The 19,269-nt window shown below is 33.4% G+C and carries 20 protein-coding genes; 17 read left to right on the top strand and 3 right to left on the bottom strand.

The window, feature by feature from the left end; all coding sequences use genetic code 11:
* Positions 1 to 202 precede the first annotated feature (202 nt).
* The 4 genes from IJ258_RS02680 (at position 203) to IJ258_RS02665 (ending at position 4,708) form a co-directional block, all read left to right on the top strand.
* Positions 203 to 1,372 (top strand): hypothetical protein, encoded by a 1,170-nt coding sequence (locus IJ258_RS02680; protein WP_292802491.1) that lies wholly within the window; start codon positions 203 to 205, stop codon positions 1,370 to 1,372.
* Between the two features lie 323 nt (positions 1,373 to 1,695).
* A complete protein-coding gene (locus tag IJ258_RS02675) occupies positions 1,696 to 2,523 on the top strand; it encodes an SDR family oxidoreductase (protein ID WP_292802488.1) in 828 nt (275 codons plus the stop codon).
* Between the two features lie 34 nt (positions 2,524 to 2,557).
* On the top strand, positions 2,558 to 3,271 hold the full coding sequence (locus IJ258_RS02670; RefSeq protein ID WP_292802486.1) for a carboxymuconolactone decarboxylase family protein: 714 nt from the start codon (positions 2,558 to 2,560) through the stop codon (positions 3,269 to 3,271).
* Positions 3,272 to 3,322: 51 nt separating this feature from the next.
* Positions 3,323 to 4,708: a glutamate synthase-related protein gene (locus IJ258_RS02665; RefSeq protein WP_292802483.1), complete on the top strand. Its 1,386-nt coding sequence runs from the start codon at positions 3,323 to 3,325 to the stop codon at positions 4,706 to 4,708.
* Positions 4,709 to 4,729: 21 nt separating this feature from the next.
* Here the strand turns inward: IJ258_RS02665 and IJ258_RS02660 are convergent, their stop codons facing one another.
* Positions 4,730 to 5,137 carry a pyridoxamine 5'-phosphate oxidase family protein gene (locus tag IJ258_RS02660; RefSeq protein WP_292802480.1) on the bottom strand — a complete coding sequence of 136 codons (408 nt, stop codon included), beginning with the start codon at positions 5,135 to 5,137 and terminating at the stop codon, positions 4,730 to 4,732.
* Between the two features lie 354 nt (positions 5,138 to 5,491).
* Here IJ258_RS02660 and modA point away from each other — a divergent pair, with 354 nt between their 5' ends.
* From modA to IJ258_RS02640, 4 genes are all read left to right on the top strand, one after another.
* Positions 5,492 to 6,316 (top strand): molybdate ABC transporter substrate-binding protein, encoded by an 825-nt coding sequence (modA, locus tag IJ258_RS02655; protein WP_292802477.1) that lies wholly within the window; start codon positions 5,492 to 5,494, stop codon positions 6,314 to 6,316.
* Positions 6,317 to 6,407: 91 nt separating this feature from the next.
* Entirely contained in the window at positions 6,408 to 7,085 is a 678-nt protein-coding gene (gene modB, locus IJ258_RS02650) for a molybdate ABC transporter permease subunit (RefSeq protein ID WP_292802474.1), read from the top strand.
* Between the two features lie 24 nt (positions 7,086 to 7,109).
* Positions 7,110 to 8,144, top strand: a complete 1,035-nt coding sequence (locus IJ258_RS02645) for a sulfate/molybdate ABC transporter ATP-binding protein (RefSeq protein WP_292802471.1) — start codon at positions 7,110 to 7,112, stop codon at positions 8,142 to 8,144.
* A gap of 239 nt (positions 8,145 to 8,383) precedes the next feature.
* Complete coding sequence (locus IJ258_RS02640) at positions 8,384 to 8,524, top strand: hypothetical protein (RefSeq protein ID WP_292802468.1); 141 nt, start codon at positions 8,384 to 8,386, stop codon at positions 8,522 to 8,524.
* A gap of 21 nt (positions 8,525 to 8,545) precedes the next feature.
* On the opposite strand, the gene IJ258_RS02635 is transcribed toward IJ258_RS02640, so the two are convergent.
* Together IJ258_RS02635 and IJ258_RS02630 are read right to left on the bottom strand one after the other, a co-directional pair.
* Positions 8,546 to 9,136: a GNAT family N-acetyltransferase gene (locus IJ258_RS02635; protein WP_292802465.1), complete on the bottom strand. Its 591-nt coding sequence runs from the start codon at positions 9,134 to 9,136 to the stop codon at positions 8,546 to 8,548.
* 112 nt (positions 9,137 to 9,248) lie between these two features.
* Complete coding sequence (locus IJ258_RS02630; RefSeq protein WP_292802462.1) at positions 9,249 to 9,785, bottom strand: DNA-3-methyladenine glycosylase I; 537 nt, start codon at positions 9,783 to 9,785, stop codon at positions 9,249 to 9,251.
* Positions 9,786 to 9,824: 39 nt separating this feature from the next.
* Here IJ258_RS02630 and IJ258_RS02625 point away from each other — a divergent pair, with 39 nt between their 5' ends.
* From IJ258_RS02625 to argJ, 9 genes are all read left to right on the top strand, one after another.
* A complete protein-coding gene (locus IJ258_RS02625; protein WP_292802459.1) occupies positions 9,825 to 10,808 on the top strand; it encodes an acyltransferase in 984 nt (327 codons plus the stop codon).
* Between the two features lie 79 nt (positions 10,809 to 10,887).
* Entirely contained in the window at positions 10,888 to 12,669 is a 1,782-nt protein-coding gene (locus IJ258_RS02620; protein WP_292802457.1) for an FUSC family protein, read from the top strand.
* Positions 12,670 to 12,786: 117 nt separating this feature from the next.
* Positions 12,787 to 13,929, top strand: a complete 1,143-nt coding sequence (locus IJ258_RS02615; protein ID WP_292802454.1) for an aldo/keto reductase — start codon at positions 12,787 to 12,789, stop codon at positions 13,927 to 13,929.
* Positions 13,930 to 13,990: 61 nt separating this feature from the next.
* Positions 13,991 to 14,341, top strand: a complete 351-nt coding sequence (locus IJ258_RS02610) for a nascent polypeptide-associated complex protein (protein WP_292802450.1) — start codon at positions 13,991 to 13,993, stop codon at positions 14,339 to 14,341.
* A gap of 5 nt (positions 14,342 to 14,346) precedes the next feature.
* On the top strand, positions 14,347 to 15,090 hold the full coding sequence (locus tag IJ258_RS02605; RefSeq protein ID WP_366514560.1) for a metallophosphoesterase family protein: 744 nt from the start codon (positions 14,347 to 14,349) through the stop codon (positions 15,088 to 15,090).
* Between the two features lie 66 nt (positions 15,091 to 15,156).
* Entirely contained in the window at positions 15,157 to 16,182 is a 1,026-nt protein-coding gene (locus IJ258_RS02600; protein ID WP_292802443.1) for a Zc3h12a-like ribonuclease, read from the top strand.
* The gene (locus tag IJ258_RS02595) at positions 16,175 to 17,377 is read left to right on the top strand and encodes a hypothetical protein (protein ID WP_292802440.1); all 1,203 of its coding nucleotides are present in this window, start codon (positions 16,175 to 16,177) and stop codon (positions 17,375 to 17,377) included. Before IJ258_RS02600 ends, IJ258_RS02595 begins: the two co-directional genes overlap by 8 nt.
* A gap of 21 nt (positions 17,378 to 17,398) precedes the next feature.
* Positions 17,399 to 17,815 carry a hypothetical protein gene (locus IJ258_RS02590; RefSeq protein ID WP_292802437.1) on the top strand — a complete coding sequence of 139 codons (417 nt, stop codon included), beginning with the start codon at positions 17,399 to 17,401 and terminating at the stop codon, positions 17,813 to 17,815.
* A gap of 15 nt (positions 17,816 to 17,830) precedes the next feature.
* Positions 17,831 to 19,054: a bifunctional ornithine acetyltransferase/N-acetylglutamate synthase gene (gene argJ, locus IJ258_RS02585; protein ID WP_292802434.1), complete on the top strand. Its 1,224-nt coding sequence runs from the start codon at positions 17,831 to 17,833 to the stop codon at positions 19,052 to 19,054.
* Positions 19,055 to 19,269 lie beyond the last annotated feature (215 nt).

The following is a 19,269-nucleotide window of genomic DNA, read 5'->3' as shown; positions in this document are numbered from 1 at the left end:
CATGTCATAAGAATCCTTATATTCTTTCATCACGGATTTTATTTCATCCAATTCAAGATGATCTGCAATTTTTTTATTTCGTTCAACCATGAATATTATTTTGTCAGTTATATGGTATAAACTTTTCGAGAAAAACTATATATATTCCTTAATAGAATTTTAAACATCAATAATTTAGTAAATAATGCATTAAGGGATTTAAATGAAATACAAAACGTTATTAACCATTTGTCTCATAGCCTGTGTTTTATTTACAATATCAAGTGTAAACGCTATTGATGAAAATGAAACAATAATTGCTAATGAAGACAACCAAGAAATAATACAAGAAACTAACGAAGACATTGTAACAACACCAACAGACGACGACATACTAAAAACAGATGATGGAACATTCACAGCACTGCAAAATAAAATTAATAGTGCATCATCAGGTTCAACTATCACTTTAGAAAATGATTATACATATGATGATGGATTCGATACAAACGGAATAAAAATTTCTAGAAGCATAATCATTGATGGAAACGGACATACATTAAATGGATTATCTAAATCAAGAATTTTTAAAATTAGTGGCGGAAATATTGCTATTAAAAATGTAAATTTTGTAAATGGATATATATCCGATAATGGAGGAGCAGTATACTCAATAGCTAATGGAATAGACTTTACCAACTGTAATTTTAATAATAATTATGCAGATTATGGTGCTGCATTATATATAGATTATAAATTAACTCGTACTGATACATCTGGACCATTCACCAAAGAAGGTGGTGCATATACAACTATAACAAATTGTAAATTTACTAACAATAAAGTTCGTATTCAAGGTGCTGCTATATTCTGGGGTGGAGACAATGGTAAATTAGACTCCTGTACATTTGAGAATAATGCTGGAGATAGCAATGCGGTTTATTGGACAGGTGAATATGGAACTATAAATAACTGTCAATCCATTACACAAAACAGTAATGAAGGCAAAATCTATGTTTATAAAGACAACACTGTTGTAAACGGATTTAAGGTTACTGTAAAATCTAATTCACAATCATCAACTAGTACTTCTAAAACTGTTAAAAAACTTACTCCTAAATTAACTGCTAAAGCAGCTACTTTTAAAGTTAAAACAAAAACCAAAAAATACAGTGTAATTTTAAAAACCAATAAAAACAAAGCAATGAAAAAAGTAAAACTTTACCTCAAAGTGAACGGAAAAACATTCACAGCAAAAACAAACAGCAAAGGAAAAGCAATATTCAAAATAACAAACTTAAAAAAGAAAAAAACATTCAAAGCAATAGTAACATACAAAGGAAACACAAATTACAAAAAAGTAAGCAAAACAATTAAAATCAAATGTAAGTAGATGATTATCTCATCTACACCAATTCTTTTTTTAACTAACATTAACGACAACCATTAGCTATTGGAAAACTGCTTTTTAAAACTCGTGCATATATATCGGGGTTTAATATACAAATTGAAATCCGGAAACCCTTCCGTTAATGTTAATGTCGATTAATTAAATCGATGACTATTGTTAATGTGATGCAGAATATGTTATCAAAAGCATAAAATATTCATTCTAGTAAGACAATTATGTTTCCAATAATATATCTTCTCATTTAATTGTTGCATATAACAACATTTTTATATTTCAATTTATAAATTTTAAAATAAGTGATTATTATGAATGATGTAGTCTTATTAACCGGAGCGGGTCAAATAGGCATGGCAATCGCAAGAAGAATCGGACATGGTAAAAAAATCATAATTGGTGATAAAAACATTCAAAATGCTAAAAACATTGCAAAAATAATGACTGAAGCAGGTTTTGATGTTGAAACTAATGAATGTGACATTTCATCAAGAGAATCAATCAAAAACTTAATAGATTTTGCACAGGAATTTGGTGAAATAACATACTTCATCAATGCGGCAGGTGTTTCTCCGTCACAGGCACCGATTGAAGTCATTTTAAAAGTGGATTTATACGGAACTGCAGTGTTGCTGGAAGAAGTTGGAAAAGTAATAAAAGAAGGTGGAGTTGCAGTCACAATATCCTCTCAGTCAGGCCACAGGATGAAACAGTTAGGTGCAAAAATTGATGAGGAACTTGCTACAACACCAACTGAAGAATTGCTTGACCTGGAAGTTCTTCAACCTGAAAACATTGATGACACTTTGCATGCTTACCAGCTGGCCAAAAGATGCAATGTAAAAAGAGTAATGTATGAGGCATGCAAGTGGGGTGAAAAAGGAGCAAGAATCAATTCAATATCTCCGGGAATTATTGTAACTCCATTGGCAATTGATGAGTTTAACGGTCCAAGAGGTGATTTTTATAAAAATATGTTTGCAAACTGTCCGTCTGGAAGGCCTGGAACAGCAGATGAAGTTGCAAATGTTGCAGAATTATTAATGTCTGATAAGGGAGCATTCATCACTGGAAGTGACATTCTAACAGATGGGGGAGCAACAGCTTCTTATTTCTATGGAAAATTAAGATCCGAATAGGAAATTATAATATCTGATAAAGCAAAGTGTTATTATGAAAGATTTGTTTGATAATTTCACAAGAATTGAAAAAAATGACCCTGAATTTCATGAAATATTTAAAAACTTCGCTTATGATGAAGTGTTTGAATATTCCTCATTAACACAAAAGGAATCCGTTCTGGTAACTTTGGCCAGTCTGATTGCCTGTCAGTCACCGAAGGCATTCAAAAAGATTCTTCTCTCAGCGGTCAACAAATATGTCACACCGGAAGAGGTAAAGGAACTTCTTTACCAGTCAGTGCCTTATGTTGGCTTTGGCCGTGCACATAATTTCTTCGGAGTTGTACTCAAAGTATTTGACAAAAAAGGAATTGAATTGCCGTTGCCTGAGAGATCCAACACCAATAAAGAAAACCGATACGAAAAAGGCCGTGAAATCCAGGAATCCTATTTCGGCTCTGAAATGATTCAGATGATGAATGAAAACACTCCAGTGGGCCAAAAGCATTTCAACACATTTCTGGAAGGCTATTGCTTCGGTGATTTCTACACCCGTGATGGATTAAACGACCAGCAAAGGGAACTGATTACATTCGTGTTCATTGCAACATTAGGAGGTTGCGAAAACCAGCTAAGAGGTCATGCTCAAGGAAACCTGAGTGTTGGAAACAGCAAAGAAAAGCTAATCTCAGCAATTACTGTAATTCTGCCTTATATTGGTTTTCCAAGAAGTCTTAATGCATTGAGCATAGTGAATGAACTGTAACCATAAATATATATTCTAGTTTAATCATGTTTACACTACTGAGGTGTTAACATGATATACAAATGCACTGTCTGTGGCCATATTCACAATGAGGAATCAACAGGAACACTATTGAAGAATCTTGATAAATGTCCTATTTGCGGTCAGGCAATATCAAACTTTGTGAAATTGGAAAATTCACAATCCAGTGAAAGCTCCGATTTAAAAGACTCTGATTTGTCCTATGACAAGCAATACGCTAAAAGTGATAGAAACATTAGGCAAATGGACACCATTCACCAGATGGCAATCACTGGCGAGTCAATAGTATCTGCAATGTACACTGACTTGCCGATGCCCAATTGGGATGAAATTCTGATACTGGGAAACCAATTAAACCCGCAACCACTGGAAGCTGATGTTGAAGTCAATACTAAGACTGTTATCGGCAAAAATGCCAGAAAACCATTAACCATAGAAACACCAATCTACATCACTCACATGTCATTTGGAGCATTGTCCTATAATGCAAAAGTTGCTCTGGCAAAAGGAAGTGCGGCGGTAATGACTGCCCAGGGAAGCGGTGAGGGCGGAATACTTCCAGAGGAGATGCAAAACGCTTATAAGTATATTTTTGAATATGTTCCAAACAAGTATTCAGTAACTAAGGATAATCTGAAAAATGCCGATGCAATAGAGGTTAAAATAGGCCAATCCACCAAGCCAGGTCTTGGAGGTCAGCTTCAAGCAGAAAAGGTAACCTCACAAATCGCACAAATTAGAGGAAAGCCAATCGGTGAGGATATTCACTCTCCTTCAATAATACCGAATGTCTCCACAAAAGAGGATTTGAAAGAATTGGTTGATGATTTAAGAATTCGTTCTCGAGGACGTCCAATCGGCTTGAAGTTTGCTGCCGGAAGAGTTGAAGCTGATTTGGATTATGTATTGTATGCCGAGCCGGATTTCATCACTATTGACGGAAGAGGGGGATCAACTGGTGCAAGTCCAAAATTAGTCAGGGATTCCACATCAGTTCCCACAATATATGCTCTTTCTAGAGCGAGAAAATATCTGGATGAACATGAAAGCGACATTGACCTAACCATTACTGGAGGTCTTAGAGTTTCGTCTGATTTTGCAAAGGCATTGGCTATGGGTGCAAATGCGATTGCAATCGGAACTGCAGCAATGATTGCTTTAGCATGTCAGCAGTATAAAATCTGTGACACTGGGGACTGTCCGATGGGTGTTGCAACTCATGATGAGGAGTTGACTAAAAGATTAAAAATAGAAACTGCTTCAAAAAGGGTTGAAAATTTACTTAAAGTTTCAACAGAAGAGCTTAAAACTTTTGCAAGAATCACAGGTCATGGTGATGTTCATGATTTAAATGTTGGTGATTTGGCTACAATTAACTCTGAAATATCTGATTATACGGGTATTGGGCATGTGTAATATTAAGGTTAGTGTATAACCTTAATATTTGAATTCATAGGACTCTTCAATAGCCATCATGTTTCTGATTTCTGCTGTTGCATTGTCAAGGTAGAATACTCCCATTTCCCAGCCATTTGCTTCGTAAGCTTCTTTAATGTCCGGCATGAGTTCATATGCTTTTTCAACTACTGCATCATTTTTTTCTAGAATTGCTTCACCGTAGTATCTGAGGAAGTGTTCTCCATCCCATGCTGCAATTTCAGTATTTGGATTTGCTTCCAGTTGTTTGTATACTGCTTTGAAGGTTCCTACTCCAAAATAGATTTTGTCTTCAAATAATAAGTGGAATCCTAATGGTCTTACTTTTGGTTTGTCGCCATCTACTGTTGCAAGGTAGAATGTTTCTGCTTTGTTTAAAATTTCATTAACTTTTTCGATATTTGACATATTAATACCTCTGAGTTTTTATATAATGATTGTTATATTTAAATGTTTTATATAATTTTTGAAGGTTTTTAATTCGATGTGAAAGGGTTAATATCGATATGTAAATATTTATATATCATTTGTTATAGATAATAATATACTAATCAGATATTTAATTCATATTAAAGGTAGGTAAACAAAAGAAAAAATTTTATGATACTGAATAAAATAATATTCATTTAAAGTTATTTTCTTTTAAGATGTTTTGATGATACTAATAAATTAGTTCGCACCTAAAATACTATATTTTTAACCTTTCTTTAATAATCTGGTTTCATATCTGATAGTAATATTTAGTTTATCGAGGAAATAACTATGAAATCTAATAAAGTTGCAATTATCGCTATTATAGCTATTATCATAGCAGTTGTAAGTGTAGGTTCAGTTTCCGCAGGTTTATTTGATTTTTTAGGCGGAAATGCTGCTGACACTAGCTTAGATGGTCAAGAAGTTAATTTGGCTGCTGCAGCTAGTTTAAAAAACGTTTTTGATGACAAATTAATTCCAATGTTTGAAGAACAATATCCTGGTGTAAAAGTAACTCCAACTTACGCTTCAAGTGGAGACTTACAAACCCAAATTGAAAATGGTTTAGAAACAGATGTATTCATGTCTGCTGCTAACAAACAGATGGATGCTTTAATTGAAGAAGGCATCATTGACAATGATACCAATCTCCAATTCTTAGAAAACAAAGTTGTTTTAATCGTACCTGCTGATTCTGATTCCAACATCTCATCCTTTGAAGATTTAAAAGATGTTGAAGGAAACATTGCTATCGGAGACCCAGAATCCGTACCTGCAGGTCAATACGCTCAAGAAGTATTAAACAATACCGGTATCTGGAGTGATGTGGAATCCAAATTATCATTAGGTAAAGACGTAACTGAAGTATTAAACCAAGTAGCTCAAGGATCTGCTGAATGTGGTATTGTATACTCCACCGATGCTAAATCCACTGATGACGTTAAAGTTATCTGTGAAGCTCCTGAAGATGCTTTAGACACTCCTGTTATCTATCCTGTAGCTGCAGTTAAAGATACCAATGATACTGATGCTACCCAAGCATTCATGGATTTCTTACAAACCAAAGAAGCTAAAGACATTTTCGTTGAATACGGATTTACCCTTCATGAATAGATTTTCTATTCATGATTTCTTTTTTTTTAAATAAATTTTAATACCATATTGTTCAAATGAATAATTAGTAATATTTTATGGAGATAATGACATGGCTGTAGATTGGTCCCCAGTATTCATTTCAATGAAAACTGCAAGCTTGTCAATTTTTATAACATTCTTTGTAGGTTTGATTGTAGCATGGGGAATCGTAAAGATGAAAAACGATTCAATAAAAATCGTACTTGACGGCATATTCACATTGCCGATAGTACTGCCACCTACAGTGGTGGGATTCTTTTTATTGTATGTTTTCGGTATCAGAGGACCAATCGGTAAGTTTTTTATAGAATTTTTCGCTGTAAAAATAGCATTTTCATGGACTGCAACAGTAATTGCAGCAGTCGTTATGTCATTTCCTTTAATGTACCGTTCCGCTCGAGGAGCATTCGAACAGGTTGACTCTAACTTATTGGATGCCGGCCGTACACTAGGAATGTCTGAGTGGAAAATATTCTGGAAAATATTGTTTGCAAACGCATTGCCCGGAATCATCAGCGGAGGAATACTGGCCTTTGCCCGTGGTTTAGGAGAATTCGGTGCAACCGCAATGCTTGCAGGAAATATTGCCGGACAAACCAGGACACTCCCAATGGCAGTATACTCAGAGGTAGCTGCAGGTAACATGGGAAGTGCCTTTGATTATGTAATAGTTATTGTAATAATTTCATTTATAGCAATTTTCATCATGGATTTTGTTTCAATACGAAAAGAAAAGCAGTGGAAATAATGTTTATCGCAATAGAGGCAGATTATGAGTAAATTATTAAAAGTAAATATCCAAAAGAAACTAAAAGAATTCGACTTAGATGTTAGCTTTGAGTTGAAAAAAGGACGTTTAGGTATTCTTGGACCTTCTGGTTGCGGTAAAAGCATGACATTAAAATCAATTGCAGGTATTGTAAATCCTGATAAGGGAATTGTGACCTTAAAAACCAATGAAGAAACTACTTATTTTGATTCAGACAATAAAATCAATTTAAAACCCCAAAAAAGAAATGTAGGTTATCTCTTTCAAAACTATGCACTCTTTCCCAACATGACTGTTGAAGAAAACGTTGCATGCGGACTTTCTAATGATGATGATGAAAAAATAGTATCCGAGATGATTAAGCGTTTTCATTTGGAAGGATTGGAAAAAAGATATCCTCGCCAACTCTCCGGAGGCCAGCAGCAAAGAGTGGCTCTTGCCCGCATAATGGCATATGGGCCTGATGTAATACTATTGGATGAGCCTTTCAGTGCAATGGATACCTATCTAAAGGAACAGTTGCGTATTGAACTTGTAAATTCACTAAAGGATTTTGACGGATTTTCAATCATGGTTACTCACAATCGTGATGAGGCATTCCAGTTCTGTGATGAGCTGATAATTCTTGATGAAGGCAAAATCATAGCTAAAGGAGATACTCATGAAATATTTGAAAATCCAAGAAAAGTGCAGGTTGCAAGACTTACAGGCTGTAAAAACATTTCAAAAATAGAAATAATAGATGATTATCATGTTAAATCCCTTGACTGGGGTGTTACATTTGAAGTATCTCAAAAACTTTCACCAAACATTACTCACATGGGAATAAGGGCACACGATTTTGCCCCTGCAAATAAAGAGGATATCAATGTGATGGACACTACTGATGCAACAAAGCTTGAAATGCCATTTGAATGGGAAATAACATTAGCGAATGGTTTATGGTGGAAAGCAGATAAAAAGATTCATGAACATGATTTTATAATTCCCGAATATCTGAAAGTAGATCCAAAAAATATAATACTGCTTGAAGAGTAATTGTATAGTTTTGTAAAATTGCTTTCAAATATAAGAAAACTTATTTAAATAATAAAAATAAATATTATTTTGAGTAATATTATTCAAATAAACTTTTATAAAAGATTATATTAAAATGGATAAATCTATTAATTTTTTAGAGTAATTAAAGGTAAAATTGTACTTGAAATAATTGAAAAGCCATTTAATATTCTTTTAGATGTTTGAGTAATAATTAAATATAAAAGGATGTGTTAATTATGGCTAAACCGATAGGTGAAACTCCCACTTTGTATGGTGAAGATGCCCTTAGGATACTTAGAAAAATGAATGAACCTCCAACTGAAGAAGAGATTGAATTTGCTAAAAAAATTAGATCTCAACGAAATGTTCCATTTTAAGTATTTAATAGTGATTTGGATTTAAAAATCCAAATCTAAATCTTTTAAATCATAATAAAGATAAAATGTTCTTGTGGGGTCTTTTTTCTTAATTATTTCTATTTTATTAAGATTTTTCTCATCTTTTTTTAGATTTTTAAATTTGTTGTTTGTAACGTAAAAGTTGTATGCTGTTGCATATCCTTCAACTACAACAAATCTTAATCCAACATTTTTCTCAGCAATCTCTTGGAGATTGTATAATATGTTTCTTAAAATCTGTGACCCGAGACCATGTTTAGTATATTTTTTATCAATTGCAAATCTTCCAATCTTAATTGCAGGAATGGGATTATTTTCTGAGACATTTAATTTTCCTTTAATTTTTTCTTTTTCAACTTCGTCCCGTAATAATTTCAATTTCATTGAATCTGTTAACAAAGATACAAAACCGATTATTTCTCCTTCGCATGTTATTAATTTCGTAAGATTCAATTTTTCATTTTGTTGTTTTAGTGCATCATTTTTCAGAAAATCATTCAAATCTTCAGAGTCGCATTCAAACATTGTTAAATCATGTTCTTCTGTAAGAGTTTCAAATTTATAATTATTTTTAATATATTCAATTTTCATAATAAGACATTATTCATCTTATTATTTAAAATTAAGCTTTATTAGGTTTCAATATTGATTTTAACTGGTTAATTTACATTTTTGATGCAATTTTTCAGGCACTGTGAATTTATTAGTATTTAAAGCAATCCTCTTGATGATTGTCAATCACACCAATTGACTCCAGATATGAATAAATTATTGTCGGACCGACAAATTTCATTCCGCGCTTTTTCAAATCTTTAGAAATTTCCTTGGACAATTCTGATTCGGTTAAATATTCGGCTTTTATAATTTCACCATCAGTAAAACCCCAAATATACTTGTCAAAACTTCCAAATTCTTCCTGAATTTCAATGAATACCTGTGCATTGTTGATTGCAGAAGCAATCTTTCCTTTATGGCGAATTATTCCTTCATTCAAGCGAAGTTCCTCAACTTTCGCATCATCATAACTGGCCACTTTTTCAACATCAAAGTCATCAAAAGCCTTTTTGAAGTTTTCACGCTTTTTAAGGATTGTAATCCATGACAATCCTGCCTGAAATGATTCCAAAATAAGCATTTCAAACAGTTCTCTGTCATCATGGGTTGGATTTCCCCATTCCTCATCATGATATCTGATATAAATTTCTTCAGGTCCTGCCCATGAGCATCGTTTTTTGTTCATAAAAATACTTATTATTAACTTAATTTAAATATATTTTTAATGAAAATTTCACCCAAGCGTATTTTATATTTAGATGAGGTAAGATCCTTGGCTATTATTCTGGTAGTTTTAGGACATTTAATAAGGTCATTTTCACATGATTTTGTAAGCTGGCAGATTTGCTCCGCAGTGTTTTCCTTCACCCGTATTGGTGTTCCATTATTTTTCACTGTAAGTGGAGCATTGCTTTTAACAAGAAAGCATGATGTCAAACTGTTTTTGGAAAAGAGATTCAAGCGTGTTTTTCTACCCTTTGCATTTTGGATTATAGTTTATCTAATTTTAGGTGTCCTGATATGGCATTATCAGCCTACACTGCAGTATGTTTATGAACTTACATTTGGAGCGCATGCCTTATCAGAACTCTTCTGGTTCATATGGTCATTGATGGGTGTTTATTTATTGATTCCTGTTTTAAGCAGTTTCATCCGTGAATATGAGGATTTCGGTTCTAAATATTTAATCATAATCACAGTCATATTGGCATTGCTTTGCTCTATAGGCTTTTTCGACGACCAGCACATCAAGCATGATTTCAGAGTAATATTCAATTTCTTCCCGGTTTTAGGATACTTCATACTGGGTTCATTTATCCACAATCACGAATTCAAGTATTCCAAAAACAAGATGTTTCTTTTAGGAATAGTATTGTTCATAATCGGTATCATAGGCCACTTCTTAAAGATTTACTATAAAGGATTGGGCGGTACTGCTTTGGCTCCGGTTGACTTGTTTGACCTTGTTGTTGTAATGGAAACTGTTGGAGTGTTCATGGCATTCAAGTATGCGGACGTTAAAATGATTTCTGATAAACTGAAACCAATTAAAGAGCAACGTCTTGGTGAAATTATTGTAACATTCAGTTCATGCAGTTTCGGAATCTATTTCTCACATTACATTCTCATGCTCTACCTGCACAGATTTGGATTCATGCCTGGTGGGGTTATAAAAACATTTTCATATACTTCCCATTGGAGGCTGTAATTATCATTGGAAGCTGTTGGGCTTTAATTTATGCAATGAGCAAGGTTCCAATCTTAAAAATTGGAAGTGGTGTTAAATAATGCAGAAACTTCCATTAAAAATGAAAATGATCATGTTCACGTTCATGATAGTGTTCATGGTCATATATTCAGTATTGTTTGGAAGTAAAAATGCTGCTATTGGCATCATGATAGCAATGGCAGGAATGATGAATTTGGGCAATGATATGTCATTCAAGCCTAAAGTTTCATTCATCAAATTGACAGTAATGCTTCTGATTTTAGGTATTGCTTCGTTTTTAAACAATCCTATAAGTATTTTAGGTTGCATATTAACATTTTTAGTGGTATTTGGAGCTACATTCACATCATACCATCTATTTTCCACAAGCGTCTACATACCATATCTGATGTGCTATTTCATGATGATGTGCATTCCTATATCTGCTGAGGAGCTGCCGATGAGATTAATATCCCTTATTTTCGGTGCTGCATTTATTGTTGGAATAAATCTTTTAATCAATAAGAAAAAGGGTCATAAGCTTACAAAAGCAACATTGGACAGTCTGATTTTGGAACTGAACAATGCAATCGATTCAAAACAAAACAATGAGAAAATCTCCAAAGAAAGTTTTAAGGCAGTTAACGGATTTTATTTAAGCATGTTTTCCCATTTCGAATACAAGTATTTCCCAACACCTGCTCAGGAAGCAGTGCTAAACGTTATTAAGGCATTCCAATATATCGGATGGGTCATAGCAGATTCCGATTTAACAGATGATGAGTTAAACTACACTAAAAGCATACTCAACAACCTTGAAAGTATTGAGGTTTCAGAAATATTTAAGGGAATTGATGTGAAGACAAAGGAAATGAATCTGATTCTTTTAAATCTTGAAATAATCGTAAATGAAATTAAAAAATGGGATTCATTAAATGACGGAATAATTCCTGATAAGAAATTAATCCGGGAGTCAATAAAACCAATTTTAAAAAGGGAATTTTCATTCAGATCCGCAAAATTCACATTTGCATTCAAAATGGCACTGGTTTTAACATTATGGGAAGTGCTGACATTGGCATTCAATTTACCTTACACCAAATGGCTATACTTCGCTTCCATTCCTATGATGCTTCCATATGTAAATGATGCAGCATATAATGCAAAATCCCGAGTCACCGGTACAATAGTAGGTGTGTTCATTTTCGCTTTAATCATAATATTAATGCATTATATTCCATTATCCCAGAATATCTTGATGATGCTTATTATGGTAATTTCAATATTCGGAATGGTTTATGAACTTGAAGATACATTAAAAATGACAATCTTTTCAACATTAATGAGTGTAATGACCTCATTGATGTACATTACACTGCCTGAGGCATTAACATTAAAAATAATATGGGTAATTGTTGCAGTAATTGTTGTATCTGCAATCAATTTCGGATTCCTGCCATACTCCGTTGAAAAAGAAACAAAAAACAATCTAAAAGCATTACTCAAATTAAATGAAAGCTCAATCGGGTTGATTAGGGCAAAATGTATGAATAAGAAGATTCCAAATAAGACAACCTTATTGATTGTAAGCAATTTAATTCGTGAAAATATTGAAGTCACTGATGAAAACCGTGAAATCTATTGGATTCAAATGCAAATAACAGACATCTCTAATTTCATTTTAAATTATCTTGATGTTCATGACTTTTCAGGGCAAGCCAAAGACAATCTCATTAGAATCATAGAACATGAAAATGCTTGTGAAGATTATAATGACATATATGAAAAAATCATGTTCTATTCAACAGAGTATGTTGTAAACATTTTAGACCGTGAAAAGGAATTATTTGAGGATATCTAAAGAAGTTCCTAGAATATTTCTGATTTTAATTAGTCTAGCTATAATAATTTATTTAATTTATTAAGTACAATATATTAATAAGTAATTTTGAAACTAAATTTTGAGGAGAATTTTACGATGACAGAATTGGGCATGGGGATGATGAGACTCCCGTTAATAGATGAAAATGACCAGACAAGCATTGACATTGAACAGGTAAATGAGATGGTGGACACTTATATGGATGCAGGATTCAACTATTTTGACACTGCATACATTTACCATGAAGGCGTAGGCGAACAGGCATTTAAAAAGGCAGTTGTTGAAAGATATCCTCGTGAATCATATAAAATAGCAACAAAACTGCCGTTATTCATCATCACTGAAGAATCACAGCTGGAACCAATATTTGCAGAACAGCTTAACAATTGCGGTGTGGACTACTTTGACTATTATATGCTTCACAATGTAAGTGGATTCACTGAAACCGCATGGAAAAATGTGGATTTATTCTCCTTTATTGAAAAAAAACAAAAAGAAGGCAAAATCAAACATATCGGTTTGTCCACTCATGGAAATGCTGAATTTTTAGAGGAATTATTAGTTGAGCATCCAAAAATTGAATTCGTGTTGCTTCAAATCAATTATCTTGACTGGGATGATGAAGGAATCGAATCAAGAAAATGTCTTGAAGTTGCAAGAAAATACAATAAGGAAGTAATGGTCATGGAACCTTATAAAGGCGGATTTTTGGCTGATGTTCCGGATGAAGCTGAAAAAATCATGAAAGAATGCCATCCGGACAAGTCAGTGGTTTCATGGGCAATGAGATTTGTAGCAACAATGGAGGATGTTAATGTTGTCCTAACTGGTGCAAGCACATTAGAACAGCTTGAAAGCAATATCTATGAGTTTAAAAATGCAGAACCATTGAATGATGAGGAATTTAAAATCCTAAAAGAGGTTTCAGAAATTATTAACAGTAACATTACTGTTGACTGTACAAAATGCAGATACTGTGTTGATTCATGTCCTGAAGAAATTGACATCGCAAAGATATTTGATTTATACAATAAGCACAAGATTTTAGGTAGTGATGACTGGTCACAGCCTGGAAATGCTTATCTGAACTATTCCAAATTGGATGGTGTCGGAATTGCTTCAGACTGTATTGAATGTGAGTCATGCATTGAGGAATGTCCTCAGCAAATCAATATTCCTGAAGTTTTAAAAGATGTTGCTGAAACTTTTGAAACCGAAGGTTATGGTTTCACAGATTAAGTTAGCTTTAATAATAATTAAAAATATAATTATAAATAGTTAATTTATATGAGGATTAATTATGATACCAGGTATGAATAAAAAGCAAATGAAACAGATGGAAAGACAAATGAAAAAAATGGGTATGAAAATGGAAGAGCTCGAAGGAGTTCAGGAAGTCATAATCCGTTTTGAAGATAAAGAATTAATCATTGATAATCCTAGTGTAAGCTTAATGAATGTAATGGGTCAGGAAACCTATCAGGTTGACGGTAAAGCTCGTGAAGTGGAACTTGAATATGAAATCGAAATTCCTGATGAAGATGTAGAAATGGTAGCTAACAGTGCTGGTGTTAGTGAAAATGATGCAAGAGCAGCCCTTGAAGAATGCAAAGGAGACCTTGCAGAAGCTATAATGAAATTAAATCAATAGATAATATGACTTTAATTGCACATATATCAGACTTGCATGTATCAAATTCCACATTTGATGAAGAAGTTTTCATGAATGCTGTGGCTGAAATCAATAATCTGGATCCGGATATGGTAATCTTGACTGGAGACATTACCGAAAGCGGTTATTATGTTGAATTCCAACAGGCTACTAAATATCTGGAGATGTTTGATGCTCCATTGTTTGCAGTTCCTGGAAATCATGATGCTCGCAATCTTGGTTATCAGACCTTTGAAGAGTTGATTGGTGAGAAAAGCTGGAAATTGACAATGGATGGAAAATTCACAGTAATGGGAATCGACAGTAGTTCTCCTGATGAGGACAAGGGTCATGTCGGAACACCACAACACATGTGGCTGGAACATCAGTTGGATGAATGTGTAATTAATGAACATTTCACAATTGTAGCTCTTCACCATCACGTTGTACCTATTCCTCAAACAGGTCGTGAACGCAACGTTTTATCAGATGCAGGAGATATTTTAAAGACTCTAACAACTCATGAGGTGGATTTGGTCTTGTCTGGACATAAGCATGTTCCAAATATCTGGAAAATTAATGATACTTTAATAGTCAATGCAGGCTCTTTGTCCTCCAATAAGCTTAGAGGTAAGAACAAAAACTCATATAACGTTTATAATATAACTGATAGTGAAATAGAAATCTTTTTAAACGAAGTTGGTGGTGAAAGATTTTTATTTGGAAAATATCCTAGAAATTTAATATAAATTAACTTTAAATATTGAATTAGATAAATATAATAAACTGAATTAATTATTGTTTTAGGTGATATTATGAAAGTGGTCGTAGATGCTTCTAATGTGGCTCATCATGTAAAAAATGAAAATGGACAACCTATGATGTCAAATATCCTTGCTGCTGTTAAAGCATTAGAAGAAAGTGAAGATGAATTTGTAATTATTGCTGATGCATCACTTCGTCATGATATTGATGATAAAGATAAATTTATTAAATTGCTGGAAAGTGAAAATGTAGAGGAAGTTCCAGCAGGAAATGATGCCGATCATTTTATATTGGATATTGCAACTCGTGAAAAAGCAAAAATCTTATCAAATGACAAATTCAGAGATTATGCTGCTGAATTTAGAAACATATCTTCAATGAGAATACCCTTTATAATCGATAACGGCAGACTTACATTCGGAAAACCGAAAAAACCAAAAAAAGATAAGAACATCCTTCAACATATTTGTGATGAAATTATAAAAGAATTGAACTTTAAAAAATGGGAAATATATACTGGAAAAGAAGGATTAGAAATTTCCCCATTGAATATTGCTAAACAGGCAATTATTAGAATTGACAATGAAAATAATGCAGAATCAAAATTGGAGAATCTTTTTTCAAAAATACCAATGTTCAATAAGATTGTAGAAATGGTGGATGATGTGGAAATTGCCGCTCCATATGTGATTTTTGTATTGGTACATCCTAAAGATTATAAAATTGCTGTAAAAAATGCAGGTAACATCTCTGTTACTGTTGCAGATAGATTAGGTCTTGAGAAAAAACCTTTAATTGCAGTAAGAAATGATTTATTCACAAAACCTGGTAAATTTGAGTTAAATATTCTGCTTGCAGATGAAGTAACTGAAAATGCACCTTACAATGTTTTGGTACGCGTTAGTGAACATGATGAAGTGTTCATTAAAAGAAATTCCAGAAATATCGCAAGTACCATTGCCGGAAGACTCGGATCATGGAAATTCCCATTTGTATCTGTAAAACCGGACATGCTTTTAGAAAAGCCTGGTGAATTTGAAATTGAATTGGAAAAAGGAGGGGACTTAGATGGCTAATAGTTTAACTAAGTCATTTATTAAACTCACCACCAAACTCAATCCAATTGCAGTAGGAACAAAATTTTTTCCAACAAATTCTTTAGAAACAGAATATGTTGAATTGTTCAATTATACTCAAACAATTCTTTTTGAGCTTGAAAAAGCAGAAATTACTTCTGATTCAATATTAAGGAATCTTGTTCGTGATGTAGGTGCTGAAAACCTTCCAAATGATTACACTTTTCATGAATTAAAACCTGCAGAAAATAGAATTGAAGAATATGCATTGGTAAGTAATATTATCATGGGAAGTGACCGTTATTTTTATATTGAACTTCCGCATCCTTCCCGTTTAATCGATATCTTTGTTAAGATTATTGAAAGTGAAAAAGGAGAAATTGTGGAAAAAACAGCAACTGAACTTGTTGCAAGAATGTTAAGCAAAAATGATGCCATTCGTGTAGCTATTGAACTAATTGGAATTGGATTGTCTGAAGGAATTCAAGTAATCTCTGCTGTGGGAATGACTGGTGCAGCGTCAATAGAACGCGCTATCCATTACACTCAAAGTGTAGGAAGCTTTCCAGGTATTGCATTTACCAAATTAGGTGGAGAATATGCACTGGTATTTGATTCACCATTCCTGCTTAAGGAATCAAGGCCTGTTGATTTGGAAAATTACTTGTTCATTGATTTGATTGATTCAACAAAATTCATTAGTAAAAATGGAAGAAATCAGTTAGTCGATTTGATGACCGGAATTAAGAATTTCATCGAAACCGAATGTGACGGTGAACTTGAAGGTTATCGTGAAGGTGGGGATGATTTTATTGCGAGATTCCCTTCAAAAGATTTGGCAATACGTGCAGGACTTGATGCTGCTTGGTTTGCACTTGACAATGGTGCTAAAATCAGAGCAGGTATCGGAAGAAGTAGGCGTGAAGCTGGAGAGAGAGCTCAACTTGTTGATGATTTGGAATCAACTTCTCCATTGTCATTGGTAGTTTTTGAATTGGCTAACGGGTTATATGCGTATAATATTCCATCTGAGTTTACAAGAACTTTAATTAATCTGGTTGAAAATGAAAAGCCAAAACTGATTGGTGTTTTCGCATTTGTATTTATATTTGCTTATTTAATGTCCATTTTAGGACTTGGAATATTCAGTTTTATGGGAGTTATATTGGCATTGGCTTATGCTTTGATTGCTTAATAAATTAAAAAGAGAAAAATTATGAGACGAAATAAAGACGATAAAAGAGTTTTAAGATCAGGAAATGGTCGTCAAAATAATACTTCAAAAAGAAAAGTGCGAAGAAGAAGTAATAAAAATAATTTTAACAATCGTCCAGTAATGTCTAGAGGTCCAAAAAATCGTAGAAAAAACAAAAGGAAAACTAGCAAAGCAGTTATGTTAGTCATGATTGTCGCATTGGTTGCATTTGTAATCGGTGCGGGAATTGGAGTTTCATTAAGTTTTGACGATGGCAGTGATGACCAGCCTCAATTTGAAAATGTCACTAAGGAAATGACTACTGGATTAAACGATACTGAACCAATATATTTTGATAAAGAAGTTGATGATGTTGATTATAATGAAAATGAAACTTCACAATTGGATATTCAGTATACCTATACATATGATAATTAGCATTTTGTGATTTTTATGAATTTTATTAAGGAACTTGATGGAGGATTTTCTCAAATAGAAAATCTTAAGGTATCAGGTGCTCGTGAAGGTAAATTTGGCGTAAGCATTATTGTTTCACCAAACAGTACTGCTTCTGCAGTTTTCACTTCCAATAAAGTGGTTGCAGCACCTGTCAAATATACACAAAACATTCTTAAAAAAGGAATTGTTTCAGCTGTTTTTGTAAATAGTGGTAATGCTAACTGTTTTACAGGCAGGCAAGGTTTTAAAGATTGTGAGACATTAGTGGAATTGGTGTCTAAAGATTTAAAAATACCTAAGGATGAAATCGCCATTGCTTCAACTGGAGTCATTGGTCGTGAAATGCCTATTGACATTATCTCTAAAGTTGCATATGAATCATTATCTAAATTGGGTGATGGACCGGAAAATTCACTTGCAGCTGCAAAAGCAATCATGACAACCGACACTTTTCCAAAGGAATGTGCAGTTGAAGTAACTTTAACAAATGGAGATAAGGTAAAGATTGCAGGTATCACTAAAGGAAGCGGTATGATTGCTCCGAATATGGGTACAATGTTGTCTTTTATAGTTACTGATGCAGTAATTCCATCTTCAGAGATTAAAAAGGCATTAAAAACATCAGCTGATGTCAGTTTCAACATGATAGTTGTTGACGGTGATGAAAGTACCAATGACACTTGCTTGATGATGGCTAATGGTTCATCAGGCGTTGAAGTCGTCAATGATGGAAAACTTGATTCCAATTTCCAGCAAGCCCTGAATTATCTCTGCATTGATTTGGCTAAAAAGATGGCTCGTGACGGTGAGGGAGCAAGTAAATTCATTGAAGCTAACGTATATGGTGCTAAAAATCAAAATGATGCACGTTTAGCTGCAAAATCAATAATTTCTTCAAGCTTATTTAAATCCGCCGTATTTGGTGGAGATCCGAATTGGGGCAGAATTGTATCGGCTATCGGATATTCGGGTTGTGATTTAAATCCTGATATTGTAACAATATCAATTGCAGATGATGCTGATGATGTTGATTTGGTCAAAAATGGAGAAATTTTTGCATTTGAAGATACACCATATCTTGAAAGGGCTGAAAAGATTATGCAGTCAAAAAACATTACTGTCAATATTGATATGGATTTGGGTGATGGTGAAGCTACTGCATGGGGTTGTGATTTAACATATGATTATGTTAAAATCAATGCAGAATACACCACTTAAAGAAAAGCTTTAAATATCTTGAAAACAAATATTTTTTTGTTATAGATTTAATTCTAATTTTGTAATGATAAATTTTAAGGAGGGGAAAATATGGCAAAAGTTAAAGGAACTAACAGAAGAACCAGACAAAAAAGAAGTTATACTAAACCTGGTAGTAAAAGAGGAAGAGGAGTAAAACAAACCTGGAAAAAATAATCCTCTTATAACTTTTTTTT

Source organism: Methanobrevibacter sp. (genome assembly GCF_017468685.1).
Lineage (GTDB): Archaea > Methanobacteriota > Methanobacteria > Methanobacteriales > Methanobacteriaceae > Methanocatella.
The sequence above is the reverse complement of the archived record's forward strand: the minus strand, read 5'-3'. Positions and strand labels throughout refer to the sequence as shown.

What these genes read in the sequence shown, in the direction of transcription:
- IJ258_RS02680 (WP_292802491.1), top strand. Translation starts at nt 203, where the DNA reads ATGAAATACAAAACGTTATTAACCATTTGTCTCATAGCCTGTGTTTTA.
- modB (WP_292802474.1), top strand. Translation starts at nt 6,408, where the DNA reads ATGGCTGTAGATTGGTCCCCAGTATTCATTTCAATGAAAACTGCAAGC.
- IJ258_RS02610 (WP_292802450.1), top strand. Translation starts at nt 13,991, where the DNA reads ATGATACCAGGTATGAATAAAAAGCAAATGAAACAGATGGAAAGACAA.
- IJ258_RS02620 (WP_292802457.1), top strand. Translation starts at nt 10,888, where the DNA reads ATGCAGAAACTTCCATTAAAAATGAAAATGATCATGTTCACGTTCATG.
- modA (WP_292802477.1), top strand. Translation starts at nt 5,492, where the DNA reads ATGAAATCTAATAAAGTTGCAATTATCGCTATTATAGCTATTATCATA.
- IJ258_RS02640 (WP_292802468.1), top strand. Translation starts at nt 8,384, where the DNA reads ATGGCTAAACCGATAGGTGAAACTCCCACTTTGTATGGTGAAGATGCC.
- IJ258_RS02615 (WP_292802454.1), top strand. Translation starts at nt 12,787, where the DNA reads ATGACAGAATTGGGCATGGGGATGATGAGACTCCCGTTAATAGATGAA.
- IJ258_RS02670 (WP_292802486.1), top strand. Translation starts at nt 2,558, where the DNA reads ATGAAAGATTTGTTTGATAATTTCACAAGAATTGAAAAAAATGACCCT.
- IJ258_RS02645 (WP_292802471.1), top strand. Translation starts at nt 7,110, where the DNA reads ATGAGTAAATTATTAAAAGTAAATATCCAAAAGAAACTAAAAGAATTC.
- IJ258_RS02630 (WP_292802462.1), bottom strand. Translation starts at nt 9,785, where the DNA reads ATGAACAAAAAACGATGCTCATGGGCAGGACCTGAAGAAATTTATATC.
- IJ258_RS02605 (WP_366514560.1), top strand. Translation starts at nt 14,347, where the DNA reads ATGACTTTAATTGCACATATATCAGACTTGCATGTATCAAATTCCACA.
- IJ258_RS02675 (WP_292802488.1), top strand. Translation starts at nt 1,696, where the DNA reads ATGAATGATGTAGTCTTATTAACCGGAGCGGGTCAAATAGGCATGGCA.
- IJ258_RS02625 (WP_292802459.1), top strand. Translation starts at nt 9,825, where the DNA reads ATGAAAATTTCACCCAAGCGTATTTTATATTTAGATGAGGTAAGATCC.
- IJ258_RS02635 (WP_292802465.1), bottom strand. Translation starts at nt 9,136, where the DNA reads ATGAAAATTGAATATATTAAAAATAATTATAAATTTGAAACTCTTACA.
- IJ258_RS02660 (WP_292802480.1), bottom strand. Translation starts at nt 5,137, where the DNA reads ATGTCAAATATCGAAAAAGTTAATGAAATTTTAAACAAAGCAGAAACA.
- IJ258_RS02595 (WP_292802440.1), top strand. Translation starts at nt 16,175, where the DNA reads ATGGCTAATAGTTTAACTAAGTCATTTATTAAACTCACCACCAAACTC.
- IJ258_RS02665 (WP_292802483.1), top strand. Translation starts at nt 3,323, where the DNA reads ATGATATACAAATGCACTGTCTGTGGCCATATTCACAATGAGGAATCA.
- argJ (WP_292802434.1), top strand. Translation starts at nt 17,831, where the DNA reads ATGAATTTTATTAAGGAACTTGATGGAGGATTTTCTCAAATAGAAAAT.
- IJ258_RS02590 (WP_292802437.1), top strand. Translation starts at nt 17,399, where the DNA reads ATGAGACGAAATAAAGACGATAAAAGAGTTTTAAGATCAGGAAATGGT.
- IJ258_RS02600 (WP_292802443.1), top strand. Translation starts at nt 15,157, where the DNA reads ATGAAAGTGGTCGTAGATGCTTCTAATGTGGCTCATCATGTAAAAAAT.